23 protein-coding genes and 1 pseudogene are annotated in these 24465 nt (G+C 67.3%); 18 read left to right on the top strand and 6 right to left on the bottom strand.

What is annotated here, in order from left to right; all coding sequences use genetic code 11:
• Positions 1-171: 171 nt before the first annotated feature.
• A complete protein-coding gene (locus tag BPODLACK_RS19340; protein WP_006437612.1) occupies positions 172-1545 on the bottom strand; it encodes a WS/DGAT/MGAT family O-acyltransferase in 1374 nt (457 codons plus the stop codon).
• A 161-nt stretch (positions 1546-1706) separates the two neighbouring features.
• Between BPODLACK_RS19340 and BPODLACK_RS19335 the strand changes: the two genes are divergently transcribed.
• The 4 genes from BPODLACK_RS19335 (at position 1707) to BPODLACK_RS19320 (ending at position 6084) form a co-directional block, all read left to right on the top strand.
• Positions 1707-2273, top strand: a complete 567-nt coding sequence (locus BPODLACK_RS19335; protein WP_006437614.1) for a SanA/YdcF family protein — start codon at positions 1707-1709, stop codon at positions 2271-2273.
• 103 nt (positions 2274-2376) lie between these two features.
• Positions 2377-3402, top strand: coding sequence for an extracellular solute-binding protein (locus tag BPODLACK_RS19330; RefSeq protein WP_006437616.1), 1026 nt, complete (start codon positions 2377-2379; stop codon positions 3400-3402).
• A 58-nt stretch (positions 3403-3460) separates the two neighbouring features.
• Positions 3461-4954, top strand: coding sequence for an ABC transporter permease (locus BPODLACK_RS19325; RefSeq protein WP_006437617.1), 1494 nt, complete (start codon positions 3461-3463; stop codon positions 4952-4954).
• A gap of 11 nt (positions 4955-4965) precedes the next feature.
• Complete coding sequence (locus BPODLACK_RS19320; protein ID WP_024497363.1) at positions 4966-6084, top strand: ABC transporter ATP-binding protein; 1119 nt, start codon at positions 4966-4968, stop codon at positions 6082-6084.
• 31 nt (positions 6085-6115) lie between these two features.
• On the opposite strand, the gene BPODLACK_RS19315 is transcribed toward BPODLACK_RS19320, so the two are convergent.
• Positions 6116-8344, bottom strand: coding sequence for an acyltransferase family protein (locus tag BPODLACK_RS19315; protein WP_006437619.1), 2229 nt, complete (start codon positions 8342-8344; stop codon positions 6116-6118).
• Between the two features lie 158 nt (positions 8345-8502).
• Here BPODLACK_RS19315 and BPODLACK_RS19310 point away from each other — a divergent pair, with 158 nt between their 5' ends.
• From BPODLACK_RS19310 to BPODLACK_RS19300, 3 genes and pseudogenes are all read left to right on the top strand, one after another.
• Positions 8503-9057, top strand: a complete 555-nt coding sequence (locus BPODLACK_RS19310) for a dihydrofolate reductase family protein (protein WP_006437620.1) — start codon at positions 8503-8505, stop codon at positions 9055-9057.
• Between the two features lie 188 nt (positions 9058-9245).
• Positions 9246-9956, top strand: a pseudogene (locus BPODLACK_RS19305) (monooxygenase); the annotation flags it as partial.
• A gap of 161 nt (positions 9957-10117) precedes the next feature.
• The gene (locus tag BPODLACK_RS19300; RefSeq protein WP_096274723.1) at positions 10118-11050 is read left to right on the top strand and encodes an oxidoreductase; all 933 of its coding nucleotides are present in this window, start codon (positions 10118-10120) and stop codon (positions 11048-11050) included.
• Between the two features lie 78 nt (positions 11051-11128).
• On the opposite strand, the gene BPODLACK_RS19295 is transcribed toward BPODLACK_RS19300, so the two are convergent.
• Both BPODLACK_RS19295 and BPODLACK_RS19290 read right to left on the bottom strand, forming a co-directional pair.
• Positions 11129-12214: an NAD(P)H-dependent amine dehydrogenase family protein gene (locus tag BPODLACK_RS19295; protein WP_159405999.1), complete on the bottom strand. Its 1086-nt coding sequence runs from the start codon at positions 12212-12214 to the stop codon at positions 11129-11131.
• 29 nt (positions 12215-12243) lie between these two features.
• Positions 12244-13335, bottom strand: a complete 1092-nt coding sequence (locus tag BPODLACK_RS19290; RefSeq protein ID WP_159405998.1) for a Rieske 2Fe-2S domain-containing protein — start codon at positions 13333-13335, stop codon at positions 12244-12246.
• Between the two features lie 212 nt (positions 13336-13547).
• Between BPODLACK_RS19290 and BPODLACK_RS19285 the strand changes: the two genes are divergently transcribed.
• From BPODLACK_RS19285 to BPODLACK_RS19275, 3 genes are read left to right on the top strand one after another with little or no spacing between them, the layout of a single operon-like run.
• Entirely contained in the window at positions 13548-14591 is a 1044-nt protein-coding gene (locus BPODLACK_RS19285; protein ID WP_159405997.1) for an alpha/beta fold hydrolase, read from the top strand.
• A 43-nt stretch (positions 14592-14634) separates the two neighbouring features.
• Positions 14635-15516, top strand: coding sequence for an LLM class flavin-dependent oxidoreductase (locus BPODLACK_RS19280; protein WP_159405996.1), 882 nt, complete (start codon positions 14635-14637; stop codon positions 15514-15516).
• Between the two features lie 27 nt (positions 15517-15543).
• Positions 15544-16188 (top strand): TetR/AcrR family transcriptional regulator, encoded by a 645-nt coding sequence (locus BPODLACK_RS19275; protein WP_096274718.1) that lies wholly within the window; start codon positions 15544-15546, stop codon positions 16186-16188.
• A 1-nt stretch (position 16189) separates the two neighbouring features.
• On the opposite strand, the gene BPODLACK_RS19270 is transcribed toward BPODLACK_RS19275, so the two are convergent.
• Positions 16190-16603, bottom strand: coding sequence for an ATP-binding protein (locus BPODLACK_RS19270; protein WP_159405995.1), 414 nt, complete (start codon positions 16601-16603; stop codon positions 16190-16192).
• Between the two features lie 113 nt (positions 16604-16716).
• On the opposite strand from BPODLACK_RS19270, the gene BPODLACK_RS19265 reads away from it, so the two are divergent.
• From BPODLACK_RS19265 to BPODLACK_RS19255, 3 genes are all read left to right on the top strand, one after another.
• The gene (locus BPODLACK_RS19265) at positions 16717-17208 is read left to right on the top strand and encodes a hypothetical protein (protein ID WP_159405994.1); all 492 of its coding nucleotides are present in this window, start codon (positions 16717-16719) and stop codon (positions 17206-17208) included.
• Positions 17209-17456: 248 nt separating this feature from the next.
• Positions 17457-17699: a hypothetical protein gene (locus BPODLACK_RS19260; RefSeq protein WP_236577720.1), complete on the top strand. Its 243-nt coding sequence runs from the start codon at positions 17457-17459 to the stop codon at positions 17697-17699.
• A 217-nt stretch (positions 17700-17916) separates the two neighbouring features.
• Positions 17917-19296 carry a cytochrome P450 gene (locus BPODLACK_RS19255; RefSeq protein ID WP_159405993.1) on the top strand — a complete coding sequence of 460 codons (1380 nt, stop codon included), beginning with the start codon at positions 17917-17919 and terminating at the stop codon, positions 19294-19296.
• A 269-nt stretch (positions 19297-19565) separates the two neighbouring features.
• Here BPODLACK_RS19255 and BPODLACK_RS23630 read toward each other — a convergent pair whose 3' ends face one another.
• Entirely contained in the window at positions 19566-19742 is a 177-nt protein-coding gene (locus BPODLACK_RS23630; protein ID WP_232513028.1) for a hypothetical protein, read from the bottom strand.
• A gap of 168 nt (positions 19743-19910) precedes the next feature.
• Between BPODLACK_RS23630 and BPODLACK_RS19245 the strand changes: the two genes are divergently transcribed.
• The 5 genes from BPODLACK_RS19245 to BPODLACK_RS19225 are packed head-to-tail and all read left to right on the top strand — an operon-like array spanning position 19911 to position 24380.
• Positions 19911-20684: a hydroxyethylthiazole kinase gene (locus BPODLACK_RS19245; protein ID WP_096274713.1), complete on the top strand. Its 774-nt coding sequence runs from the start codon at positions 19911-19913 to the stop codon at positions 20682-20684.
• Positions 20685-20743: 59 nt separating this feature from the next.
• A complete protein-coding gene (locus BPODLACK_RS19240; RefSeq protein ID WP_159405992.1) occupies positions 20744-22105 on the top strand; it encodes an LLM class flavin-dependent oxidoreductase in 1362 nt (453 codons plus the stop codon).
• On the top strand, positions 22102-22977 hold the full coding sequence (locus tag BPODLACK_RS19235; protein WP_096274711.1) for a sulfurtransferase: 876 nt from the start codon (positions 22102-22104) through the stop codon (positions 22975-22977). Before BPODLACK_RS19240 ends, BPODLACK_RS19235 begins: the two co-directional genes overlap by 4 nt.
• Positions 22974-23708, top strand: coding sequence for an HAD family hydrolase (locus BPODLACK_RS19230; protein ID WP_159405991.1), 735 nt, complete (start codon positions 22974-22976; stop codon positions 23706-23708). Before BPODLACK_RS19235 ends, BPODLACK_RS19230 begins: the two co-directional genes overlap by 4 nt.
• Positions 23709-23714: 6 nt before the next feature.
• Positions 23715-24380, top strand: a complete 666-nt coding sequence (locus BPODLACK_RS19225; protein ID WP_096274709.1) for a GntR family transcriptional regulator — start codon at positions 23715-23717, stop codon at positions 24378-24380.
• Positions 24381-24465 lie beyond the last annotated feature (85 nt).

Genomic DNA, 24465 nt, shown 5'->3' with positions numbered 1-24465 from the left:
TCTCCCACAGGGCGGTGTACTACAGGTAACCGTAATTCGTCGCGCCGTCGGCGCGCTGCCAAGGTTGACCTAATTTTCGCTGGTCTATCTCACATCGAATGGTACTCGCGAGTAACTTACTGTCGAGTCAGGGTGTCGAGGATCCCATTTGGCCCCCGCGGTCACTCCGCGTCAGCCGACCCGGGCCACCTTCTCCAGCTCCTCGAGGGCTGTGTCGAGGTGGGTGAGCAGCCGCTGCAGGCTCGGGACCTGCGCACGAGCGCCGATCAGGCCGAAGTTGACGTGGTCGGCCGAACTGGTCACGGTGATGTTCAACGCCAGGCCCTCCATCGCGATCGAGACCGGGTAGACGCCGTCGAGCCGGGCGCCGTTCCAGTAGAGCTGCTCCGACGGCCCGGGCACGTTGCTGATGATGATGTTGAACTGCGGCGGAACGTATTGGACGAAGCCGGGAACGGTCGCGAAGGCGAGCGGCGCGAAATTGGCCGCGCCGAGAGCGAGTGCCTGCAGTGGCTTCAGACTACGGACGACGTTCTTGGCCTGGCGAGCCGACGCGACGAGTGCGTCGAGCCGGCGTTCGGGATCGGGTTGATCGGTGGCCAGGTCGACCATGATCGCGGTGACGGCGTTGCCGTCGCTGTCCCCGTCGGTGTGCATCGACACGGGCACGGCGGCGATCAGGGAGGAATCGGGCAGGGCATCCTGATCGATCAGGTACGAGCGCAGCGCACCCGAGCACATCGCGGCGATGACGTCGTTGAGCGTGATGTCCAGGGCGTCGGCGACCGCACGTAGGCGCTCCATCTCCCACTGCTGGGCGGCGAAGCGGCGGGCGCTGCCGATCGCCACGTCGAGGATGGTTCGCGGGGCGCGAGGCACCGGCGGCACGAAGTCCGGCTCCCGTAGGCCGGCGATGGCCACCTTCGCGGCCGCGGGTACGAGCCCGGCCACCTGCAGTCCGACGTCGGCGATTCCGGAGATCCGCGACCGCAGCGTCGGTGCCGGTCGCGGACGCTTCTTCCCGGCGAGGGCGGGGTCCCAGGGTGCCGATCCGGATCGGTCATCGGGGTCCGGCGAGAGCATGCGCTGCAGTAGGCGAAGCGCTGACACCCCGTCGACGATGGAATGGTGGATCTTGCTGTAGAGCGCGATGCGGCCGTCCTCGAGGCCCTCGATGACGTGGATCTCCCACATCGGCCGGAACCGGTCGAGCAGGGTGCCGTGGTTCAGCGACACGTAGCGCAGCAACTCGCGGATGCGGCCCGGGCGCGGCAGCACCGCACGGCGGACGTGGTAGTCGAAGTCGATCTCGTCGTCGTAGGTCCAGGCGAGGTTGCCGAGGATCGTGACCGGGGACGCCGGCCGCTTGCGGAACAGCGGATGGACCTCGCGACAGGAGGAGAAGGCTGCGATGACCTCCTCGGCGAGGTCGGCCGACGACTGACCCTCCCGCGGCACGAACAACTGCAACCCGCCCACGTGCATGGGCTGCTCGCGCGTCTCGGCCAGCAGGAATATCGACGAGGTCACCGGCATGTACTGCATTCACACTCTCTTCCACGGTTGTCGGTTTACGCATCGGGCTGAGCGCGGCAGATGTATCCAGTATCGGTCCGTCACCACCGGAGGGGCGTCGAATGGTCATCTTGGGTGAGATGTGTTCGTGCACCTAGGTTGTACGGGTGAGGTCAGCAGCTCGTCTCGTCATGCCGGTGTTGCTGGTGGTCGTCGAGCTGTGGATCACCGTCTCGGCGACGTGGATGTACGTCGTGTCTGCGGATCGGATTCTCGACGCCGGTCAGGTGCCGTCCGGTTCCACGCTCCTGGTGCTCGGTTCCCTCGTCGAGGACGGTTCTCCAGGGGACTACGTGCGCGGCCGGCTGGACACGGCGTCGGAGCTGCATCGCGACGGTCGTGCCATACGAATCATCAATTCCGGCAACGGTTCTCCCGAGGCGGGTGATGAACCCGCGGTGATGCGGGAGTACCTCGAAGCCGCGGGTGTACCGGCGCAGGTGATCCTCGACGACCCGTCGGGGTTCGACACCGCGGCGAGCTGCCGCCGCGCGCGGGAGGTGTTCGGTGTGCGGCGCCTGATCATCGTGACCCAGGACTTCCACCTGAGGCGTGCCATCGCGCTGTGTCGCGGCGAAGGGGTGGACGCCCGTGGTGTTGTCGCTGAATGTGATTGTCCGTCATGGACATTGGTGCGCAATCACATTCGCGAGACGGTGTTCGCGGGTCCGCGTGCGCTGCTGACGGCGATCGGCTGAGTTGAACCACCGCGGCTGGGGTCGACGACGCTTCGTAGGTTAGGCTGCGCATGCTGGCGGGCGACAGGGTCGACCGCATGACCTCCACAGAAGGGTGGAACAGGTGGAAGCCAAGAGATGGGCCCGACGAGTGATCGCGATCGGCGCAGCGGCGATCGTTGCGGCCGGACTGCTCGCCGCCTGTGGAGGTGGCGACACATCGGGAGACGACGAGACCCTGGTCCTGTACTCGGGTCGTTCGGAGTCGCTGGTCGGTCCGCTCGTCGAGCGCATCGGGGGCACGATCCCGGTGACAGCCGGGTACGACAAGAAGGCCGCCCAGATTCTCGAGGAAGGCGACCGGTCGCCGGCCGACCTGTTCTTCGCGCAGGATGCCGGTGAGCTGGGTGCTCTTGCCGACGCCGGTCTGCTCGAGCCGCTGCCCGCCGACATCGCCGCGAACATCCCGGAGGCCTATCGGTCCGAGACGGGTACCTGGGTGTCCACCTCCGCACGTTCGCGTGTGCTGATCTACGACCCGCGCCAGCTGCCCGCGGCCCAGCTGCCTGCCGGCATCGACGGCCTGCTCGCACCGGAGATGCGCGGAAAGGTTGGCTATGCGCCGACCAATGCTTCCTTCAAGTCCTTCGTGACGGCTCTGCGACTGACCCGCGGTGACGCGGGTGCGCGGGACTGGCTCTCCGCATTTCTGGCGAACGACCCCAAGTCCTTCGACGGCAACGGCCCGATCGTCGAGGCTGTGAACAGCGGTCAGCTCGCCGCGGGCCTCACCAATCACTACTACTGGGTTCAGGAAGTGCAGGAGAAGGGGATCGAGAACGTGCCCGGTCGACTCCACTTCTTCTCCGACGGCGACCCCGGCGCGCTGGTGAATGTCGCGGCTATCGGTGTGCTGAAGACGGCATCCGACAAGGAGCAGGCTTTCGAGTTCATCCGGCAGCTGCTGACGCCCGAAACCCAGACGTACTTCGCGACCGAGGTCGGCGAATATCCGGTGATCGGCAACGAGCCGCTTCCGGTCCCGGGGCTGCCGACCCTGGACCAGCTGTCGCCGCCGCAGATCACGCTCGACGAGCTCGCCGACGTCGCGGGGACCGACAAACTGCTGAACGAGGTCGGCGCTGTCTGATCTGTTGACCCGCATCCGAATTCGTCCCGGCCAGAGAACGCGGTCGGGACGAATTCTGTTGGGGTCGGTCAGTGTCGTGATCGCGTTGCTGCTGATCACCCCTGCGGTTTACCTCGTGATCCGGGTTGTGGGGATCGGCATCGATGAGGCGGTCGCGCTTCTGTTCCGGCCCCGCACGGGGCAACTGCTCTGGCGCACGGCGCAACTCGCGGTCATCGTGACGTGTGCGTCGATCGTGGTGGGTGTGGGGTTGGCGTGGTGCGTGGCCCACGGCATCCGCCGCGGACGAGCGGTGGTCATCGCGCTCCTGGCTGCACCACTCGCGATCCCGTCCTACGTCTCGGGGTTCGTGTGGGTCCGACTGTTCCCCGGATTCGAAGGGTTGTGGGCCGCGGCGCTGGTGTTGACCCTGGCCTGCTATCCCCTCGTCATGCTGCCCGTCATGGCGGTGATCTCCGGGACCGGACGGGCGGACGAGGACGCCGCTCGCACCCTCGGGTGCGGACCGGCCGGAGCGTTCCTGCGTGTCACGCTCCCACGCATCCGTCCCGTCGTGATTGCCGGCGGGCTGCTGGTCGCGCTCTACGCGATCAGTGATTTCGGCGGTCCTGCCATCGTGCGCTTCGAGCCGTTCACGGTGGGGATCTACAACGCCTACAACGGAACCCTGGACCGATCGGTCGCCGCCTTGTACGGTCTCGTGCTCGCCTTGATCGCCGTGGTGCTCGCAGTGGCCGAACGCCGCATGCGCCGCGACGTCGACTCCGGGTCCACGCCGCTGCGAGCGCGACAGGTCCAGGACCGACCGGTGGCCTGGGGTGTCGTCACGTCCGTCGTCATGGTGGGCGTCTGTGTGCCCGTCGTCGGGTTGTGCACGGAGATCAGCGAATCCCAGCGACTCGGCTTCGACGATCTCGGCGACCTGCTCGCCTGGGTCGGGCCGTATGCGGGCACCACGATGGAGTTGTCGGTCCAGGCCGCGATGGTGATCGTGCTCCTGGCCCTGCCGTTGGCGTTCTTCGTATCCCGGCCGCGCACACGGACCGGTGACGCCGTCGAGGTGGTGTCTTACCTCGGATACACGCTGCCCGGCGTGACGGTCGCCCTGTCCATGGTGTTCCTGGGCACCCGGCTCCTGCCCGATTACTACCTGACCGCGGCGATGCTCATCGTGACCTACGCGGTCCTCTTCCTACCTGTGTGCCTGGGGCCGGTCCGCTCCGGCGTCGATGCGATCCCGCCGCAGATGGCGGAGGTGTCGCGGACCCTCCGAGCGGGACCGGTGGCCACCGCAGTCCGCGTCCAGCTGCCACTGCTCGCGCCGGCCGTCCTGGCCGGCGCGGCGCTGGCATTCCTCTCGGTGGCCAAGGAACTGCCCGCCACCTTGATGCTGGCGCCGATCGGCACCAGGACCCTCGCGACCGACATGTGGAGTCTCAACAACGACATGAACTACGGGCGTGCGGCAGTCCTGGGTCTGGTTCTCATCGTCGTCGCCTCGATACCCACCGCGGCACTGTCCGCGCTGTTCGGAAAGGCCGGTGGTCGGTGAGTGACACGTCAGTGAATGACGCAGTGCGAGTGGAGGACATCTCGGTCGTCTTCGGCGACACGACGGTCCTCGACGGCGTGTCGCTCGAGGTGCCGGCAGGTTCGATCACCGCGGTGATCGGGCCGTCGGGATGCGGCAAGACGACGTTGCTGCGGACGATCGCCGGTCTGGAGCCCATTCGGTCGGGGCGCATCGAGATCGGCGGAACCGAGGTCGCCGCGGTCCGAACGGACGGGACACGTCGTGTCGATGTGCCCACCGAGAAGCGCAGCTTCGGCCTTGTGCCGCAGGAGGGTGCACTCTTCGGGAACCTGAGCGTGGCGGGGAACATCGGGTTCGGGCTGGGGCCGTGGTGGCGCCGGACCCCTGGCCGTGCACCGCGGATCACCGAGTTGCTCGACGTCGTCGGGCTCAGCGAGTTGCGTGCGCGCCGTCCCAGCGAGCTCTCCGGCGGCCAGCGGCAGCGGGTGGCATTGGCACGGGCGCTCGCCCCCCGCCCGGCGGTGATCGGTCTCGACGAGCCGTTCTCCGCCCTCGATGCGCAGCTGCGCACGCGCCTGCGCCGTCATGTCCGCGACACCATTCTGGCCGAGGGCGCCAGTGGCCTACTCGTCACACACGACCGTGAAGAGGCGATGTCGATGGCCGACCGCATCGTCGTGCTGATGGCCGGGCGGGTACGGCAGGTGGGTCCCCCGGAAGGGATCTACCTCGAACCGGTCGACGTCGAGGTCGCGCGTATGTTCGGCGAGGTGTCGGAACTCCCCGGCGAGGCTCGCGGCGACCACGTGCAGTGTGGTGCCGGCGTGCTGCGGTTGCGTCAACCGGCGTGTGGGCCGGGCACGGTGCTGCTGCGGCCGGGGGATCTGGAGATCGTGACCGGCACCGGCAACGGAGACAGCACGGAAGGTTCCGACGGCGCCGACCGCGGTCACGGGAGAGTGCTCGCGGTCACGCCGTGCGGTGATCACATCGAGGTCGGGCTGTCGGTGTTGCCGGTTGCCGATGGTGATGAGCACGGCGCGGCGGCTGACCTCACCGTCCGCGCCGAACCGGAATGGGCAGGCGCCCCGGGAGATCGGATCACCTACCGGCAGCGGCGTCCGGTGCACTTCCGTCCCAGCGCCTGAGCACCTGACCCGCGGTCCGCGTGAGGCCGCTTCACCACCACCCGGTCGTCTTCTGCAGATCCGCTTCCATCGCCGGGATGAGGCTGCGCACGAAGGTCGCGGACAGATGGTGGAAGTCGTGCCACATCAAGATGTTCCCGACGACCGCCGGGCAGTAGGTGTCGTCGCACATCGCGTCGGTGTAGTCCAGGAACGTCATGTTCGGGAACTCGTCGGCCAGAGTGGCGGCCGGGTCGGTCGGCGCCATGGCCTGTGCGCGCGAGACGCCGCAGACCTCGGGCTTGCGACCGCTGGCGAGGCACTCCGGCGGCTTGAGCTGGCCGGTCGACCACGGGTTGTCGCGGATGCCGATGACCTTCTGACCGCGATCGCGGAACTGGGCGAAGATCTCCTTGTAGTCCTTGGGCACGCTGTCGCCCCTGGCGGATCCCTCGGGCGGACGAGTCGAGGTGGTGAACACGTAGTCCGGCTTGTCCACGGCGAGGCGGTCCATCACCCGTCGGGACCAGTCGTTGCACTGGTAGTACTTCTGGCCGAACCAGGTGAAGACGTGCTCGGTGGTGAGCGCACAGCCCACCTTGAGGTACGTCGTGACGCGGAAGTTGTGCCGTTTGCCGATCTCGTTGAGCGCGGTGATCCACTGCTCGGCGTGTGAACCGCCCACCAGGGCGATGGTGCGGGTGGCGGTCACGTCGCCGTAGTACCCGACCTTGATCGTCGGGTCCTTCCAGCCGCTGATGATGGAGTCGTAGGAGGTGATCGGCCAGTCCATGTCGACCACGTCCGGACTCGGCTGGGCGGTCACCTTCGGGACCGGCGCACCGTCGAGGAAGGCGCGACCGCCGGGGTAGAGGCGAGGGTCGAGGTTCTCGGTGTCGAGGGTTGCGTTCGCGGCGTCGCGCTGCCAGGTCACCGCGGCGCTGCCGGCGGCAACGCTGATGACCAACAGAACCGCGAGGAGAGTTCGGCGGTAGCCGCGCGAGTTCTGGAATCCCGGCTTGGTCGGCTTTCCGGGCGTCGTCTTCTCGACGGTCGCAGGCTTGCCGACGGTCGTGGCCTTGTCGGTCTTCGTGCGCCGGAACGACCCGGAACGCAGCGGTGCCTCGACGTACTTGGTGGTCAGCCAGGCGATCAGCACGGAGACGCCCAGGATTCCGGTGCCCTCGAGCCAGGACACCTCATCCTGGTAGCGCCAGGCCATGTAGAAGATCAGCAGCGGCCAGTGCCACAGGTAGAGCGCATAGGCGATGGAACCGAGCCAGACCAGCTGAGGATGCGCGAGCCCGCGACTCACCGGGGCCTGTCCCGCGGCCGGGCGGGCGGTGGCCGGAGAGCCGGCCCAGATCAGGATGAGCGTCGCGCCCACGGGCACGAGCGCCCACGCCGCGGGGTACTCCTGGACTCCGGCGATCCACCAGCCGCAGGTGATGATCAGACCGAGCGCGACGATGCTCAGCAGGTTCCGCATCCGGGCGGACAGCGCGAGCTTCGGCATCCACACCGCGAGCAGACCGCCGGCGAGCGGCTCCCAGAGGCGGGCGACGGTGTCGTAGTAGGTGAACGGCTGGTTGATGCCGTGGCGGTAGTTGGCCCACGCGAAGGACACCAGCGCGACGCCCAGCAGCGCCGACCCGACGACGCCGCGCACGACCTGAGGCCGGCGGAAGAAGGCGATCCGGCCAGACAGCGCGCGCAACACACCACCGAGAGCGAGCGCGCACAGCAGCGTGAGCAGGAAGAACTGACCCTGCATCGACATCGACCAGAGGTGCTGCATCGGGCTGTTCGCGGAGTCGGCGGCCGCATAGTCCTGTGACTCGAAGGCGAGATGCCAGTTCTGGTTGTACAGGGCGCTGGCCTGCAGTTCGGCACCCAGCGGCCCCCACCGCGTGGTGGGCATGACCAGCGCGATCATCGCCGCGACGAACGCCAGGACCAGGAGCAGTGCGGGCAGCAACCGGCGGACGAGGCGCCAGAAGCGCGGCCACGGATTGATCGCGGCGCCCCAGGACGCCGAGACCGGCTGGGTCGCGAGGACGTGCTTGAGTAGCGACGCGACGAAGAAATAGCCGGACAGCGTCAGGAAGACGTCGACGCCGCCGGAGACCCGGCCGAACCAGACGTGGAAGACCGCGACCAGCGCGATCGCGATGCCGCGCAGGCCGTCGAGGTCGAGCCGATAGCCCGAGGTGTTACCGGTCGCGGCGTCCTCGTTGGGCGTCGCGACGACCGGGGTCACTTCGGGAACGGGCGTGCGCACAGAGGGCGATGGTACTTGCCGGCGGCCCGGCCACGCCGCCCCTGCGGCGGGTGTCGGCGGACGCACAGGTGGTTCGCAGGTTGGCGATTTGCCGCGACGACCTCGGAATACGGCCGTACGCTCGGAGGACCCCCGCAAACCGCAGTGTGAGGAGTTGCATGCTGTTCTTCTCGATGGGCCTCTCGCTCGACGGTTTCGTCGCCGACCGTGACGGCGACTTCAACTGGTCGGTGCCGAACGACGAACTCTTCGAATTCCACACCGACCGGATACGCGAACTCGGGGCGGAGATCCTCGGACGCCGGTTGTACGAGACGATGCGGGTCTGGGAAACCGACCCGGCGATGCGCCACGACGAGGCGAGCATCGCCTTCGCCGACCTGTGGACGGCACTTCCCAAGGTGGTGTTCAGCCGCACGCTCGACAGCGTCGAGGGCAACGCCAGACTTGCCCGACGTCCATTGGCGGACGAGATCGCCGAGGTCGTCGGCTCGACCGACGGTGATGTCGAGATCGGCGGTGCCGACCTGGCGTCGCAGGCCTTCGAGCAGGGCCTCGTCGACGAACTCCGCGTCTTCCGCTACCCGGTCGTGGTCGGCGGCGGTACGGCGTTCTTCCCGCCGGTCACCGCGAGGGTCGACCTCGATCTCGTCGAGACGCGGGTGTTCGGCGATCAGGTGATCTACGAGAGACATCGGGTGAATCGCAAGTAGCCCCGCCCCTCCCTCCGGTGGCCGAGCAGCGCCGACCACACATTCGTTCGTGCTGCGTCTAAACCTTCAGCCGCGACGATCCCCCCGGCACCCTGTCTCCCAGTCATCGACGCAGTCAGCGCATGCAACCGATCAGGGGAGAAACACATGACGACACGACGATCCGCCGCGATCATCGTGGCGGGCCTCCGTTCCTGCACAAGGATGTCGGCGCGACCTGGTCGTTCATCGTGTTCGCCAAGCCGTCGGGTGCATGGGCCCCGCGCATCGACGACGTCCACGACGCGGTGACCGCCCGCCGGACGATTGCCGGGATCTTCCAGGAGTTCTTCCCCGAGGACGCTCCCGTCATCGAGCAGCTCGACGTCATCGAGTCCGATCCGGTGTCGTGGCTGAAGGGTGCGGTCACCCCGACCGTGCGTCAGGCCGTGGCAACCACCACGAGCGGACATCCGGTCGCGGCCATCGGCGACACCGCCATCGCCGTCGACCCGGTCGCCGGCCAGGGGGCGCAGAACACGGTCATCCAGGTTGCCGAGCTGGTGAAGGCCGCCCGTGCGCACGACGGTGAGTTCACCGCGGACTGGCTGGCGGAAGAGTTCGAGAAGCACTGGGAGCGTCGCGGCCACGCCGCCGTCGAGGTCACCCGCCTCTTCCTGGGCGATCCCGATTACGCGACGCACGCGGAGTTGTCGTTTCCGGCAGCCGCAGTCAGTCCGGCCATCGCTCAGGCGCTGTTCGGCCTGCTCTCCGACCCCAATCCGCTGCTCGGTCTGCGGACCCGCGAGGATGTCGAGGGCTTCATCACTGCGGTGGCAGAGCCGCATGATCAGGTCCTCGCCCGCTTCGCGCCGGCCGGACGGTTCAGCAGCGCCGCACCGGCGGCCGTGACGGTCTGACGTCCCGATTCCGTTGCGCTGACCACCAGTCGATCCGCACCCCGATCGCGTTCCCGGACGCAGTCGGGGTGCGGTCGCGTGTGACACCCGGCCCGGATATGTCACATGAGATGTGATACGAACAACAGCGTCTGTTGTGCCGGAACGCAGAGGGGGAGCACGTGAAGACGGGTTGGACCTTGACCGACGCGCCGCCACAGACCGGGCGGGTGGCCGTGGTCACCGGCGCCAACGGAGGGATCGGCCGGGAAGCCGCGCGCGGGCTCGCCACCCTCGGCGCCACCGTCGTGCTGGCCTGCCGCAACCCCGAGACCTCGGCCGTCGCGCGCGATGACATCGTCGCAGAGGTCCCGGGTGCCGAGTTGGAGATCGTCGACCTCGACCTCGCCAGTCTCGACTCCGTCCGCGCGGCCGCCGAGGAGATCGGGCGACGCCACCCCCGCATCGACGTACTGGTGAACAACGCCGGCGTCATGCGCGCGCAGCGCGACCTGACCCCCGACGGTTTCGAGATGGACTTCGGTACCAACTTCCTCGGTCATTACGCGCTCACCGGGTTGCTGATGGACCGGCTCCTCGCGACCGACGCCGCGCGGATCGTCACCGTCGGCAGTCACGCGCACCGCGCCGGCACCATCGACTTCTCCGATCTTCCGATGGATCGCACGTTCACCAGCGCCGGTGCGTACTCACGCGCCAAGCTCGCCCAGATGCTGTTCGCACTCGAACTCGACCGTCGGCTGAGAACAGCGGGGCTCCAAGCGATCTCACTCGCCGCCCATCCCGGTGGCACGAGGACCGGCGTGATGCGCGAGCAGAACAAGTTCCTGCAGTGGGCCTATCACGCACCGTCGCTGCGGTGGCTCACCGATCGGTTCATCATGGACCCGCCCGAGGGTGCGTTGCCCATCCTGCGTGCAGCGACCGACCCGAAGGTCTCGGGAGGCCAGTATTACGGCCCCACCGGAAGTTTCGGTCTCGCCGGTCCGCCGGTACTGGTCGAACCGTCGCCGAAGGCGAAGGATCGCGCGGTCGCGGAGCGGTTGTGGGACATCGGCGCGGAGCTCACCGGCGTCAGTATCGACCTCGGCTGAAGGGGATTCCCGAAGAAGTCTCGAGGGAGGGATTCTCGAGGGTGGGTTCGCCGAGGTCGACACCGATCCCGCACCGACTCACAACGTGAAGCGGCCGGCGAAGCTCCGAAGCGGAAGGTCGGCACTGGTCACGATCCCGGGCGGGGCCGCGACCACCGACCGGATCGAGTTGAGTGCGGGCAGGCCGGTGACGGTCATGCCGATCGACGCGAAGTTCTCCGGCTTGGACAGGTCGAATCCCTTGCGCGGGAAGATCATGTGCTTGGAGTAGATGTTGGGGTCGCCGGTGACCTGGGTGATGTAGCAGGCCTGGATGTTCCACGAAGGGTCGGTGTGCGGCGTCATCTGCCATTCCAGGTGGGACTCGACGCGAGGCACACCGTCGACCATGCCCTGGTACTTGATGTAGCTGCCGCCCAGTGACCCGGCCGGGAGCTGATACCAGCCGAGGTCGACGTCCTTGGTGCAGGCGCCCAATTCGTAGGAGAACGTGACCTCGTCGAGTTCGAGATCGAAGGCGTCGGCCATGAGATACACGGAGTCGGCGAAGACGGCGGTGTACTTGTACAACGAGTCCGGGATGCTCGGGTCGTCGACGGGCAGGCCGTAGCCGACCGCCTTCCACGTGTCGACCGAGTGATGGCAGGAGACGTCCACCGACTCGGTGACCGTGACGTTCTCGATCTCGGCGACGTCGGCGGTGTGCACGATCCCGAGGATCTGGGCCAGGCCGGGGTTCATCCCGGTCCCGTAGAAGGTCGCGCCGCCCTTCGCGCAGGCCTCGGCGATGACCTCGCTGACCTTTCGTCCGGAGTGGTGCGGATGGTTGGTGTCCCGGTGGAAGCCCGTGATCCAGTCGGCGGTCGTCACGATGTTGATCCCGGCCTCGAGGATCTGAACGTACAGATCCTCGTCGGGGAACACGCCGTGGAACGTGAGCACGTCGGGCCGTGCCGCGATGATCTCCTCGACCGTCCCGGTCGCGATCACCCCGACCGGCCCGATGCCGACGATCTCACCGGCGTCCCGGCCGATCTTGTCCGTCGTATAGCAGTGCAGGCCAACCAGTTCCAGGTCGGGATGATTGCGGATTCGATCGATCATCTCGGTGCCCAGATTGCCGGTGGCGACCTGGAAGACCCGGACTCGCTCGGGTGTGGTCATCGGTGAGATCCTTTCGGGGCGGGCTGGGATCACGGCTGCGCTGCCGCGCGGGAATCGGTATGCGCTGCCGCGCGGAGGGCATCGAGTTCGGAGCGCCGGATGCGGACGAACTCGTCGGCCGACGCGCCGCCGTCGGGATAGAACTGCCGGGCCCATTGCCGCAGTGCGGTGAAGCCGTCGAACTCCTTGCGGGACAGCGCAGGTGGATCGGAATAGCGCTGATGTGCCCAGATGTCGATGTCGGCGGCGAACTGTTCGATCACCAGGTCGGCCATCGTCTTTCCGTACCGGGTGATCTCGCCGTTCTCCTCGCCGGGCTTGCGTCCGATCCAGACGGTGAACCGCACGTCGGAGGTGTGCTCGTCGACGGGGGTCACGGCGGGCATCGTGCGGTTGTCGACCATGCCCCAGCTCTTGGTGACCGAGCAGCCGAGGCCGGCGTTGATGGATTCGACTCCGCTGGTGGCGCTTTCGAGGGTCGCGCCCTCATCGAAGGCGATGGTGAAGTCCACGTAGGACACCGGTCCGGAGAAGTCGTGCCGGGTGAAGTCCGGCATGAACGGCGTCTTGTGGACGAACTTGAAATGGGCGAAGTCGACGCCGTTCTCCATGATGTACTGCGGGTGGATCTCGAGCCCCGGCCGGAACAGTGTCGCCGCGGGAACCGGCGGATAGTAGTCGGCGGCGGTGGTCCCCCCGCCGTTGTCGCTGTCGAAGTCGGCGAAGATGTCGGGAACGTCGAAGTACGGTGGCCGTCCGTCGACGTCGTGCCAGATCCACACCGCCTCATTGCGTTCGACGACCCGGTAGCTGCGGATGCGCCGGCCTTTGTTGGGGTGGTTCTCGTACGGGATGCAGACGTTGCGGCCCTCGCGGTTCCACTCCCACCCGTGGAAGGGGCACACCAGGTTCTCGCCCTCCACGTGGCCGCCGTGACCGAGGTGGGCGCCGAGGTGCTCGCAGTAGGCGTCGAAGACGGAGATATGTCCCGACCGCGATCTCCACGCGACCATCTCGCGTCCGAAGTACTTCATCGTGCGCACGGTGCCGACGGCGATCTCCGTCGACCATGCGACCTGAAACCACCCGGTGGGTGTCATCGACAGCGGCGTTCTCGCCATGCGGTCACGGTAGGACCGGCCGGCCCAGAATGCAAGAGGGCTCTGTGAAAAGTCTCCGAGACGGTGTTCTCGTGGTGGTTTGAGTGCCGCCTGGTTTGGTTACTCGTGTGTCAAACAATTCTTCAAACGAAACTGTTGGAACGCTGGGCGCCGGTTTGTATCATCAGCCGGTACTATGACGCGAGTTACAGTGATGACGTCGGGAGGCCGAGATGAACGCAGGTGGCGCGTTGGGCGTTGCACGATTGGCCGCGGCCGGAGCGCTGTTGACCGGTCTGGTCCGACCAGCCGAGGCTCGCCGCCGGCTGCGTAGCCAACAGTACGAGAACGCGCTGTTCAACTCGCGCGAGCCCGAGCGCACCTCGTGGGCGCTCACCGACGACGGTGCCCGGCTCCGGGTCCACCACTACGGTTCGGCGGAGGCGCCGGTGCTGGTGCTGATCCACGGGTGGTCGTGCTGCATCGAATACTGGAACCCGCAGATCAACGCCCTCGCCGAGCGCTACCACGTCATCGCCTACGACCAGCGCGGCCACGGCGAGAGCACCTGGGGCAAGCGCAAATTCGACGCCGATGTCCTGGCCGATGACCTGCAGACGGTGGTCGAGCAGGCCGTGCCGGACTCGTCGAAAGCTGTCTTCGTCGGCCACAGCATGGGTGGCATCACCGTGCAGGCCTGGGCTCACCGTCATCAAGACAGGGTCGAAGAGCGTGCTGCGGCATTGGTTCTCGCAAACACGACGTGGGGCGGGATAGCTGCCGAGACCCGCGTCCTGCCCTTGCTCAACAACCCGCTCAAGGCTCCGCTCTGGCTCGGCCAGGCCGCTCTGGCCATACCGTTCCCGTTTCCCGGAGGCCGGGTCGCGCGGAGTCTCGTCCGGACCCGCATACTCAACGGTCGTGCGGCGACCATCGACCATGCCGCGTTCGTGCTCGCGATGACCCGCTCCTGCAGCCCTGCGGCACGGGCGAAGGCTGCGGTCGCGCTCGTCGAACTGGCCCTCGGTCCGGTGGGGGCCGAAGCGATCACGGTACCCACCACGGTCATCGGCGGCCGCCACGACCTGCTGCTTCCCCATGCGATGACCCAGCGCATCGCGCACACGCTCTCGATCCGCGGATATCTCGACCAGCTCGTCGTGTTCGACACCGGCCATGCCTCCAACATCGAGGCCGCCGAGGACTTCACCGCGGAGATCCACCGGGTCATGTACTCGGTCTCGACTCCTCCGGAGGTGGAGGGCGCCGCGAGCTGAGTCGTCCCGGAGTCACTCCCCGGTTCGCCGATACGGAGACGTCATGACCGACTACGGACAACCGTTGCGCTTCGGGTTCTTTCCGAGTCCACGTGCCGACCGCGCCGACGACCTGTTGCGGCTTGTCGGCACCGCCGAGGACGCGGGTCTCGACCTCGTCAGCGTGCAGGACCATCCCTACCAGCGACGCTTCCTCGACACCTGGACACTGTTGTCCGTCATCGGCGCGCGCACGACATCGATCAGGTTGTCGCCCAACGTCGCCAACCTGCCACTGCGTCCGCCGGTGATGCTGGCCAAGGCGGCGGCGAGCCTCGACATCCTGACCGGGGGCCGCGCCGAACTCGGTCTGGGTGCCGGGGCATTCTGGGACGGTGTGGTCGCCGCGGGCGGGCCCCGCCGGTCGCCGGGCGAGGCGGTCGACGCGCTGGCCGAGGCGATCACCGTGATGCGGGCCTTCTGGTCCGGTGGCACAGTCGATCTCGACGGCGAGTTCTATCCCGTCCACGGTCTGCACGCCGGACCCGCTCCAGCTCACGACATCCCGATCTGGCTCGGCGCGTTGGGTCCCCGGATGTTGAGACTGACCGGAGAAGTCGCCGACGCCTGGGTTCCCAGCCTGCAGTTCGTCCCGCCGGACCAGATCGCCGAAAAATCGATGGTCATCGACGATGCGGCCCGTGCGGCCGGTCGTGACCCCGCGGAGATCACCCGGATCTACAACATCGCGGGTACTTTCGGTTCCGGCGACGGACTACTCGCCGGCACCCCTGCGCAGTGGGCCGAGCAGCTCACCGATCTCACGGTCACCCTCGGGATGAGCACATACGTCCTGGCCACCGATGATCCTGACGATCTGGCCAGGTTCGCGAACGAGGTGGCGCCGGCCGTCCGTGAACTCGTCGCCGCCGAACGCCAGGGCTGAACGCCCGAGCGGCTACCATCGGCGATCATGGCACCCGTCGACGCCCGCACCCCGACCGGTACGCCGGTGCGCGGTGCGCGGCGTGCGAATCGTCGTGGGCAGGCCACCCGCGACGCGATGCTCGACGCCGCGATCAGCTCGCTGGCCTCCGGCGACCCGTCGTCGGTGTCCGGCAACCGGATAGCCAAGGACATCGGGGCCACGTGGGGTGCGATCAAGTACCAGTTCAACGACATCGACGGTCTCTGGGCGGCCGTGCTGCATCGGACCGCCGAACAACGCGGCGACCTCCCGGTCAGTGTGAAACCCGAAGCGCCACTGGCGGAACGGGTGGAGGCGATCATCGACCTCATGTACGAGGGGCTGACGGCCCCCGAGTCGCGCGCCATCGAGACGCTGCGGGCCGCCCTTCCGCGGGATCCTGACGAACTGCGGCGGCTGTTCCCCAAGGCCGCGGCCGAGCTCGCCTCGTGGGGGCCGTCGTGGACCGACTCCTGTCAGCGGGCCTTCGCCGATCTCGACGTCGATCCCGACCGGGTTCGCGAGGTCGCGGCATTCCTGCCCGGGGCGATGCGAGGTCTGGTGTCGGAGAAGCAACTGGGCAGCTTCCAGGATCAGCAACTGGCGCGCCGCGGTCTCGCACGGGCGATAGTGGCGCTGCTCGCCGGCTGAGTCAGACCTCACGCTCGGGATCGGTGAAACGCGCGACCTCTTCCGGTCCGATCACGGCCCATACGGTCTTGCCGGTTCCGCGGGGCGTGTAGCTCCACTGGCGGCTCAACGTGGTGAGCACCGCGAGTCCGGACGCGGCCCGGGTATGACCGTGCTCGTCCTCGACTCGCGCGGGGACGTCCGAGCTGTCATCGCTGACGGCGACGAACAGCTGGTCGGAGCCGCGCACCTCGATCGCGATCTCGGGGTCGGCAGACGTGTGCACCAGGGCATTTCGCACCAGGACGGTGGTCAGCACGAGTGCCAGCGAGACGAAATCGCGGTCCCACTTGCCGACTGCATCCGCAACGGCCGCCCGTGCCGCGGCGATCGGCGAACCGATGTCGCGACGGATCGTGGTGGGCGGATGAGCCACGCGGCACTGGTCAGCACTTTCCACGCCGACGGCGCCGGCACTGTCAGTGCGCGGATGTCGATGACAAGGCATCCCGGTGCGCTGGAGGCCGCCGTCACGATGGCGTCCCGCACATGCAGGTAGCTGTCGGAGTCGAGGACACCGGACACTTCCAGAACGGTGGCCGGCTCCCGGTGCGTCGACTGCACGGAAAGATCGTCGGTGCTCATCGTCAGTCCTCGCGATGGTGGTCGTGTCGATGCTGTGCGGCGTTCGGCGAACGGGTACCCATCGACGCGGGATGTATGCACGCCCGGCGTTTCGGCCACCGGATGGCCGTGGGTGGCGCGACCGCCGAGCTCTCGCATTCGTCCGGCGATGTGGTCAGCGCGGTCGCCTCCGCACACCAGGGGGTGATGCTCTGGGCTGACGGAGATGCCACGACCCAGTACGTCCGGGTTCCGCTCGATGACATGATCGAGCAGTCGCTCTCGGCGCACGGAACCGTCGTCAATCTCGACATCGACGACGCGGCAGACGAACCCATGCGCGCCGGTGTAGAAGCCGCCATCGCGGAGGCCACCCGCGTGCTGGTGTCGTCCCGCGCTGTCACACGATTCGAATAGCCGCCTTTGCCGTGTGGATCATCGGGTGGCGCAACAACTTCAAGGTCATGGAGAACGTGACCGGTTTGGTGGGGCTGTGCCTTGCGGCTTTCGGGGTGGCCTTCTTCCTGTTGCAGCCTCCGTGGGGGCAGGTGGTCGTTCGCACGCGAGTCGAAAGGTGTCCCGACGCACCACGATCGATGTTCGAATCCACTTCTTGGACAGGCAGATCCATGACCGGGACGGGGTGCCGATTGGTGTCGTCGACGATGTCGAGATCGAGATCCGCGACGACGGGCCGCCCCACGTCTCGGCAGCTCCTCAGTGGTCGTGCCCTGCTGTACCGCATGCTCGGCGGGGGACCGCATGTCGACGAGCTCGATCGCATCCCGATCGACCGCGTGCGCGACATCGATGTGACGGTCGACCTCGAGGAGTCTCAGGAGGACCTGGAGCTGGCGTGGCCGGAGCGCTGGTGCCGGGATCACATCATTTCTGATTCCGTGGGGTGACGTCACTCGAGTCGATGGCGACGGTGTTCTCGTCCGGGACGGCCACCGCCGGCTCGATGCCTCGCTCTCGACCAGCTGACGGGTCTGCGGAGCCGGAAGTCTTCGTTTTGCCGCGCTTGTGCGCGGGTACCCGCTGCCCGCGGCAGCATCTCATGTGGCTGCCGCAGGCAGGGATCGATGTGCCCTGCGAGCAAGGTACTCGACGAAGGGAGAGCCGTTGCCGTCATCGCCAGGGACCGACGATCGCGAAACCGCGCCTGCGCCGCGCCTCGCCACCGCCGGCGTGCTGGACACCGCACGCATCATCGGCGGGGTGCTGACGCCGATCGTGTCCGAAGGGGTCCTCGCCAGGCGCAAAGCGTTGGTGCGCCTCGGCGGGCGGTTGGACACCCACGCACGTGCGGCCCGGATCCTCGATGACATCCGCGAGAGATACGAGGCCGACGCGCTGCGCCTGCGGTTCCCGCGAGCCATGGTCGTGGCCCTGCGTCCGATCGCGGTCCAGACGATCCTCGCCGCGACCCCCGACCCGTTCACCTCGGCGACCCGGGAGAAGGTGGCGGCGGTGGGAAGGTTCCAGCCGACCGGAGTCCTGATCTCCGACGGAGAGCGTCGTCGGGTGCGTCGACAGCTGAACGAGTCTGCGCTGCAGACCAGCTCGCCTGTCCACTCGCTCCATGCTCGGTGCGCGGAGATCGTCCGGTCCGAGGTCGACGACCTCGTCGCCTCGTGTCCGGACGGACAACTCACCTGGGATCGGTATGTCGTATCCCATTGGCGGATGGTGCGTCGACTCGTCTTCGGCGACGCGGCGCGTGACGACGAAGAGGTCACCGATCTGCTCACGGTGCTGCGTCATGATGCCAACTGGGCGTACGCGTTCCCGCGCCGCAAGTCGACCTACTCGCGCTTCCGGCGTCGTCTGGAACAACTCGTCGCCCGAGCGCCACAGGATTCTTTGGCCGGCGCCATCCGGGATGCGCCGGTCGACGACCGGACCGATGCCGACCCCGTAGGTCAGATTCCCCAGTGGCTCTTCGCCTTCGACGCCGTGGCGGTCGCCGTGCACCGTTCGCTCGCCCTGCTCGCCGCCCATCCGGACGCAAGCGAACGGGCGCGGGAGGACGCTCGCGCCGGCGAGTCCGGCGGATCGCCCCGGCTCCCCGTCGTGCGTGCGACGGTCCTGGAATCGCTGCGGCTGTGGCCGACCACGCTGGCGATCCTGCGCGAGGCGAAACGGGACGTGCGGTGGGCCGGCGGTGTCGTGCCGGCCGGTGCCACCACGATCGTCATCGGCGAGTTCTTCCAGCGCGACGACGAGGCGATGGATTTCGCGCAGGAGTTCACTCCCGACGCCTGGCTCGACGGTCGAGCGCAGGACCTCGCCGGTGTCGTGCCGTTCAGCGACGGCCCGGGGGAGTGCCCGGGCCGCAACGTCGTGATGCTGTTCAGTTCTCTGGTGATCGCAGAATTGCTGCGTCAGTACCGTTTCCGCGACAACGTCCTGTCGCCGCGCGTGCGGTCGGGGGTCACCGAGATGCCGCACGCGATCAACCATTTCGACCTCACGATCGAGCTGGTCCCGGTCGGCCGGTGACCCCCCGCCGGGAGTTCGAGGATCGAGTTGTTCTGCCGGTTGGGCGGGGTTGTTCTGCCGGTTGAGCGCGGTTGTTCTGCCGGTTGGGCGGGGTTGTTCTGCCGGTTGAGCCTGTCGAAACCCATGGCCCCGCCATGCATCCGACGTGCGGGAGAGGACCGTCTCGACCGTGAGGATCACGACACACAGCATCGCCACCGTGCCAGGTCCGAAGACCAGGAGGTTGTCGATCCGTTCCCACGCCGCCGGACTCCACAGAGCGACCCATGTCAGGACCAGGGCGACAGCCGTGGCGAGCTCGCCGACACGTTGACCGTCATGAAGATCCGCGCCGAGAGCTTGTGGCGTTTCGCGATCCGCCGGGAGAAGTGGAAGTCGGCGCCGAAGGCCAGGAGCAGAACGGCGAACACAGACAGCAGCACGCCGGTCGTCGGGGGTGAGGTCACGCGTGCCGTATACCGTCGCCCACTGTGCCGGGAGTCGCCGTGAGGCACGTGGCATGTGTTGAAACCGGGCTGAGTTTAACTACGAACTGGCTGGCTCGGCTCGCATCCAACTGTATACAACTAAATGCAGTTCTAGTCCCGGAGTGCGAAGTGCGAGGAGCAGTACCGATGGAAACGACGACGATCGAGTCGCCCGATGTGAAGACTGCCATCGCGAGCCTCCGGGAGAAGGCCCCGTTCATCTATGGCCTGACCAACTACGTTGCGGCCAACCTGAGCGCGAACGTGCTGCTCGCGCTGGGTGCGGGTCCCGCGATCGGGGCGGCTCCCGGCTTCACCGCTGCGTTCCCCGCCGGGGCGGGCGCGGTCTGGATCAACGGTGCAGCCCTGATGTCGTCGGTGACTCCAGAGGCCTTGGAGGAGGCCGCCGCGACCGCGCATACGGCGGGCACCCCGTGGGTGTTCGATCCCGTGGCCATCGGCGCAGGGGCAGGCGAATACGACGAGATCTTGACGTCGCTGTTGAAGTACAAGCCGTCGATCATCCGCGGCAACGCCAGCGAGATCTCGGCACTGGCCGGCGGCGCCGGCGGCAGCGGCGTCGACTCGACGCTCGACTCCTCGGAGGTCATCGACACCGTCAAGGACCTGGCCGTCCGCCTCGACGCGGTGGTGGCGGTGTCCGGCGAGGTCGACTACATCTGTGAACCGTCGGGCCGGGCGACCTCGGTCATGGGCGGTGACGCGAAGATGCCTCAGGTCACCGGCACCGGTTGCAGCCTCGGTGCACTCAGCGCGGCGTACTGTGCTGTCGTCGATCCGTTCACCGCAGCACGCACCGCGCACGCCGCATTCGCCGCGGCGGGGGAGCGGGCAGGTACTCGCACCACCGGCACCGGATGGTTCGCCGTGGCCTTCCTCGACGAACTCTCCACTCTCTGACGAGGCAGACGCGCCCCGCCCATCGTCAACCGCAGATCAGTCGCAAAGGAGCGAATGACATGTCCCGTAAGCAGATCCACCTGGCCGCATTCATGAATGCCGGCCCGCAGGGGACGGTCGGTTGGCGGCATCCCGACGCCGGGGACGGCTTCCTCACCGCGGAGCACTATCTGCACATCGCCCGGGTCCTCGAAGACGCCAAGTTCGACGTGGCGTTCGTGCCCGACGCGCTCGCCGTACCGCGCAGTCTCGGCGACTCCTTCGAGCCGGCGGTCAAATTCGGTACCGGCACACCGCGTCTGGACCCGATGACGGTTATCACCCTGATGAGCTCGGTGACCACCAGGCTCGGTGTCGCCGCGACGATGTCGACCGGCTACCAGGAGCCGTACAACCTCGCGCGGTCCATGGGTACGCTCGATCACCTCAGTGGCGGACGCGCCGGGTGGAACGTCGTCACCAGCTTTCAGGATGCGGAGGCGCAGAACTTCAACCAGGACAAGCTGCCCGATCGCGAGGAGCGGTATGCGCGGGCCGAGGAGTTCCTCGAGGTGACCACCCGCCTGTGGGATTCCTGGTCCGACGACGCGCTGATCCACGACAAGGAGTCCGGCCGCTTCGCTCGTCCCGAGGAGGTCGAGGCGATCGACCACAAGGGCCGTTTCTTCCAGGTACAGGGGCCGCTCGGCGTGCCCCGGCCGCCGCAGGGATACCCGGTCATCGTGCAGGCCGGCGCGTCGCCGACGGGACGCGACTTCGCCTCCCGCTGGGCCGACGTCGCGTTCTGCAGCCACGAGTCGCTCGAGAGTGCCGTTGACTTTTACCAGGACATGAAGCGGCGCGCGGCCGCCCACGGCCGGGATCCCGAGCAGCTCAAGATCCTGCCCGCCGCCACCACTGTCGTCGGCACCGACGTCCGCGACGCGATGGCCAAGCACGAGGCTTTTTTCGAACTCGTCGACCACGAGGCCGGCCTGTCCCGCTTGGCGTACCACGTCAACGTCGATCTCACGAAGTACGACCTCGACGGTCCGCTCCCGTCGCTCGAAGTGGTTGGCGTGGAAGGCCATTACCGCGAGGTCGTGGAGTTCGCCGAGCGCGAGAAGTTGTCCATCCGCGAGATCGGACGCTGGTACGGTGCGCGCACCGAGGGCAACATGATCGGTTCGGCCGATGACATCGCCGACACGATGGAGCAGTGGCTCGACGCCGGGGCCGCCGACGGATTCATGATCCAGGCGACCCATGTGCCCGCGGCTTTCGAGGACGTCGCCAATCACGTGGTGCCGGAACTACAGCGTCGCGGCCTGTTCCGCACCGAGTACGAGGGCGACACGTTGCGCGAGAACCTCGGTCTCAACCGTCCGGAACGTGGCGAATGGCGCAACCGGGTGAAGGGCGTCGCCGAGGCCGGCGCGTGACCCGCGCCGACTCCGCACTCGTCTCGGCGGAATGGCTGCACCGCAACGCCGATTCCGTCGTCGTGCTCGACGCGAGCATCGCGCGGTCGGTCGACGATGCCGGGTTGACGGTGTTCGGTCCCGGTCACGAGGTCTTCCGCGCCGCCCACATCGCGGGAGCCCGGTTCGCCGACCTGTTCGCGGCCTTCTCCGATCCGTCGTCGACGATTGCTTTCACGCGGCCGACCATCGACCAGATATCCGTGGCAGCAGCGGAACTCGGCCTCAACCCGGAGGACGACATCGTCGTGTACGACCAGCTCACCGGCGCCTACGCCGCGCGCGTGTGGCTGGTGCTGCGGTCCTTCGGGTACGACGGTGCTCGCGTGCTCGATGGCGGATTCGCCCGCTGGACAGACCGCGGCTACCCGGTCGCCACCGGCGACTCCGAGATCGTCGGCGCTGCCACCGGCGTGGAGATCCGGGACCTCGGCACCCCGGTGTTCGCCGACCTCGCCGAGGTACGTGCGGTGTCCGATGACGAAGGATCGTCTACCACGCTCGTATGTGCACTCCGGTCTCCGGACTACACCGGTGAATCCGGCGGCGACAGGCCCGGTCACATCCCGGGCAGTCTGAGCGTGCCCTACCCCGACCTGCTGAACGACGACGGCACCTTCTCGACCGAGCGAACCCGGAAGGCGCTGCAGGAGCGTGAGATAGATCAAGATGCCGAAGTGATCGTCTACTGCGGCGGCGGGATCAACGCCGCGGGTGCGGCATTGGCCTTCGTCGAGGCCGGTTACCCGCAACCCCGGGTCTTTGACGGTTCGCTGAGCGAATGGCGGAGTCATCCCGATCTCCCGCTCGTGACGGGAATGCGGCCGCGATGACCCACGGAGCCCTTTCGGAGACGCCGACGCTGGTCATCTTCGACATCGACGGCACGTTGCTCGACTCGGCCGCAACGCATGACCGGGTGGCGATCGACGTGCTCGCCCGGCATGGCCTCGATGTGCTCGCGAAGCCGTGGGAGGCCTACCGTGCATACACCGATTCGGCGGTGACCAACGAGGTGTACGAGGACAAGCACGGCATTCCCGCCGACCCGGAGTTCATCGCGGAACTGGAGCGACTCTACGCCAAGGAGTTCGACGCTCACGTGTCCACGGGAGCGGTCGACGAGATCGCCGGTTCACGAAAGCTGCTGGCAGAATTGGCGACACGGCGTGATGTGTACGGTGCCTTCGCCACCGGGTCGTTTCGTGCCCTGGCCCGCACCAAACTGCGCGTGCTCGGCGTCGAACCGGACGACGCACAGCTCGCCACCGGTACCGAGCACGACAACCGCGCCGAGATCGTGCGCGACGCCATCGGTCAGGCATCGCGTCGTCACAAGATCGACGACTGGCGGATGGTGATCCTCGGGGACGGCAAGTGGGACGAACTCACGGCCCGGCACCTCGGCATCCCGTTGGTCGGCGTGCAGACGGACTCACACCGCTTCGCCGACGACACCGCACTCGTCGTCGACGACCTGAGGCCGGTTCGTGTCGACACGCTTGTCGGGTTGTCTGCGAGGATCGAGGGGCTCGCAGAGTCCGCCCCACCCGACGGAAGGTGACCGCCGATGAAGAGCGCCCGCGACGCGGTCTACGAAGCGCTGCACGAGCGTTTGACGCACGGCTACTATCCCGCCGACGCGACCCTCATCCCTCAGGCGCTGAGCGAGGAGTTCGGGGTGTCGCGGACCCCTGTTCGAGAGGCGTTGGGGCTCCTCGAACGCAAGGGGCTCCTGATCGCGGCGTCGCGGGGATTCGTCCTGCGAATCCGCAGCGACGAGGAGATGCTCGAGATCTTCGAGGTGCGAGCGATTCTCGAGTCCAGTGCCGCAGCGGCGGCCGCCGAACGCCACACACCGGTCGACATCGCCCGGCTCAGAGAGGCGCTGGCGCAGAGCGCGAGTCACACCGATCCGGTCGAGATTCGACACGCACTCAACGTCTTCCATGACTGCGTGATGCGGGCGGCGCACAACGAGACGATATACGGCATGGAACGGGACCTGCGAGACCAGATCAAGGTCAGCGCACCGTGGTTCGCCCCGACCGGTCGCGAAAGCTTCGAGAGTTCGGTGAGCGAGCACGAGCAGATCATGTCGGCGATCATCGACGGATCAGCCGAGAAGGCCCGCTTGCTCATGCTCGAACACCTGAATCACGATCGGGATGTGCGTATCTCGCAGCTCGTCTCCCGGACGATGGGTGTTGCGGCGGGGGAGAGCCCCAGCCCCTGAACAGCGGTCTGAGGTTCCCCCCGAACCGTAGAGGCATCGATAATGAGGAGCACGATGCCAGAGAAGCGGAAGAAGTACGACCGGG

Origin of the sequence: Gordonia sp. YY1 (assembly GCF_009872315.1) — a bacterium.
In the GTDB taxonomy this organism is placed as follows: domain Bacteria; phylum Actinomycetota; class Actinomycetes; order Mycobacteriales; family Mycobacteriaceae; genus Gordonia; species Gordonia amicalis.
Note: the sequence above shows the minus strand (reverse complement) of the source record. Positions and strands in the feature narration are given on the sequence as shown.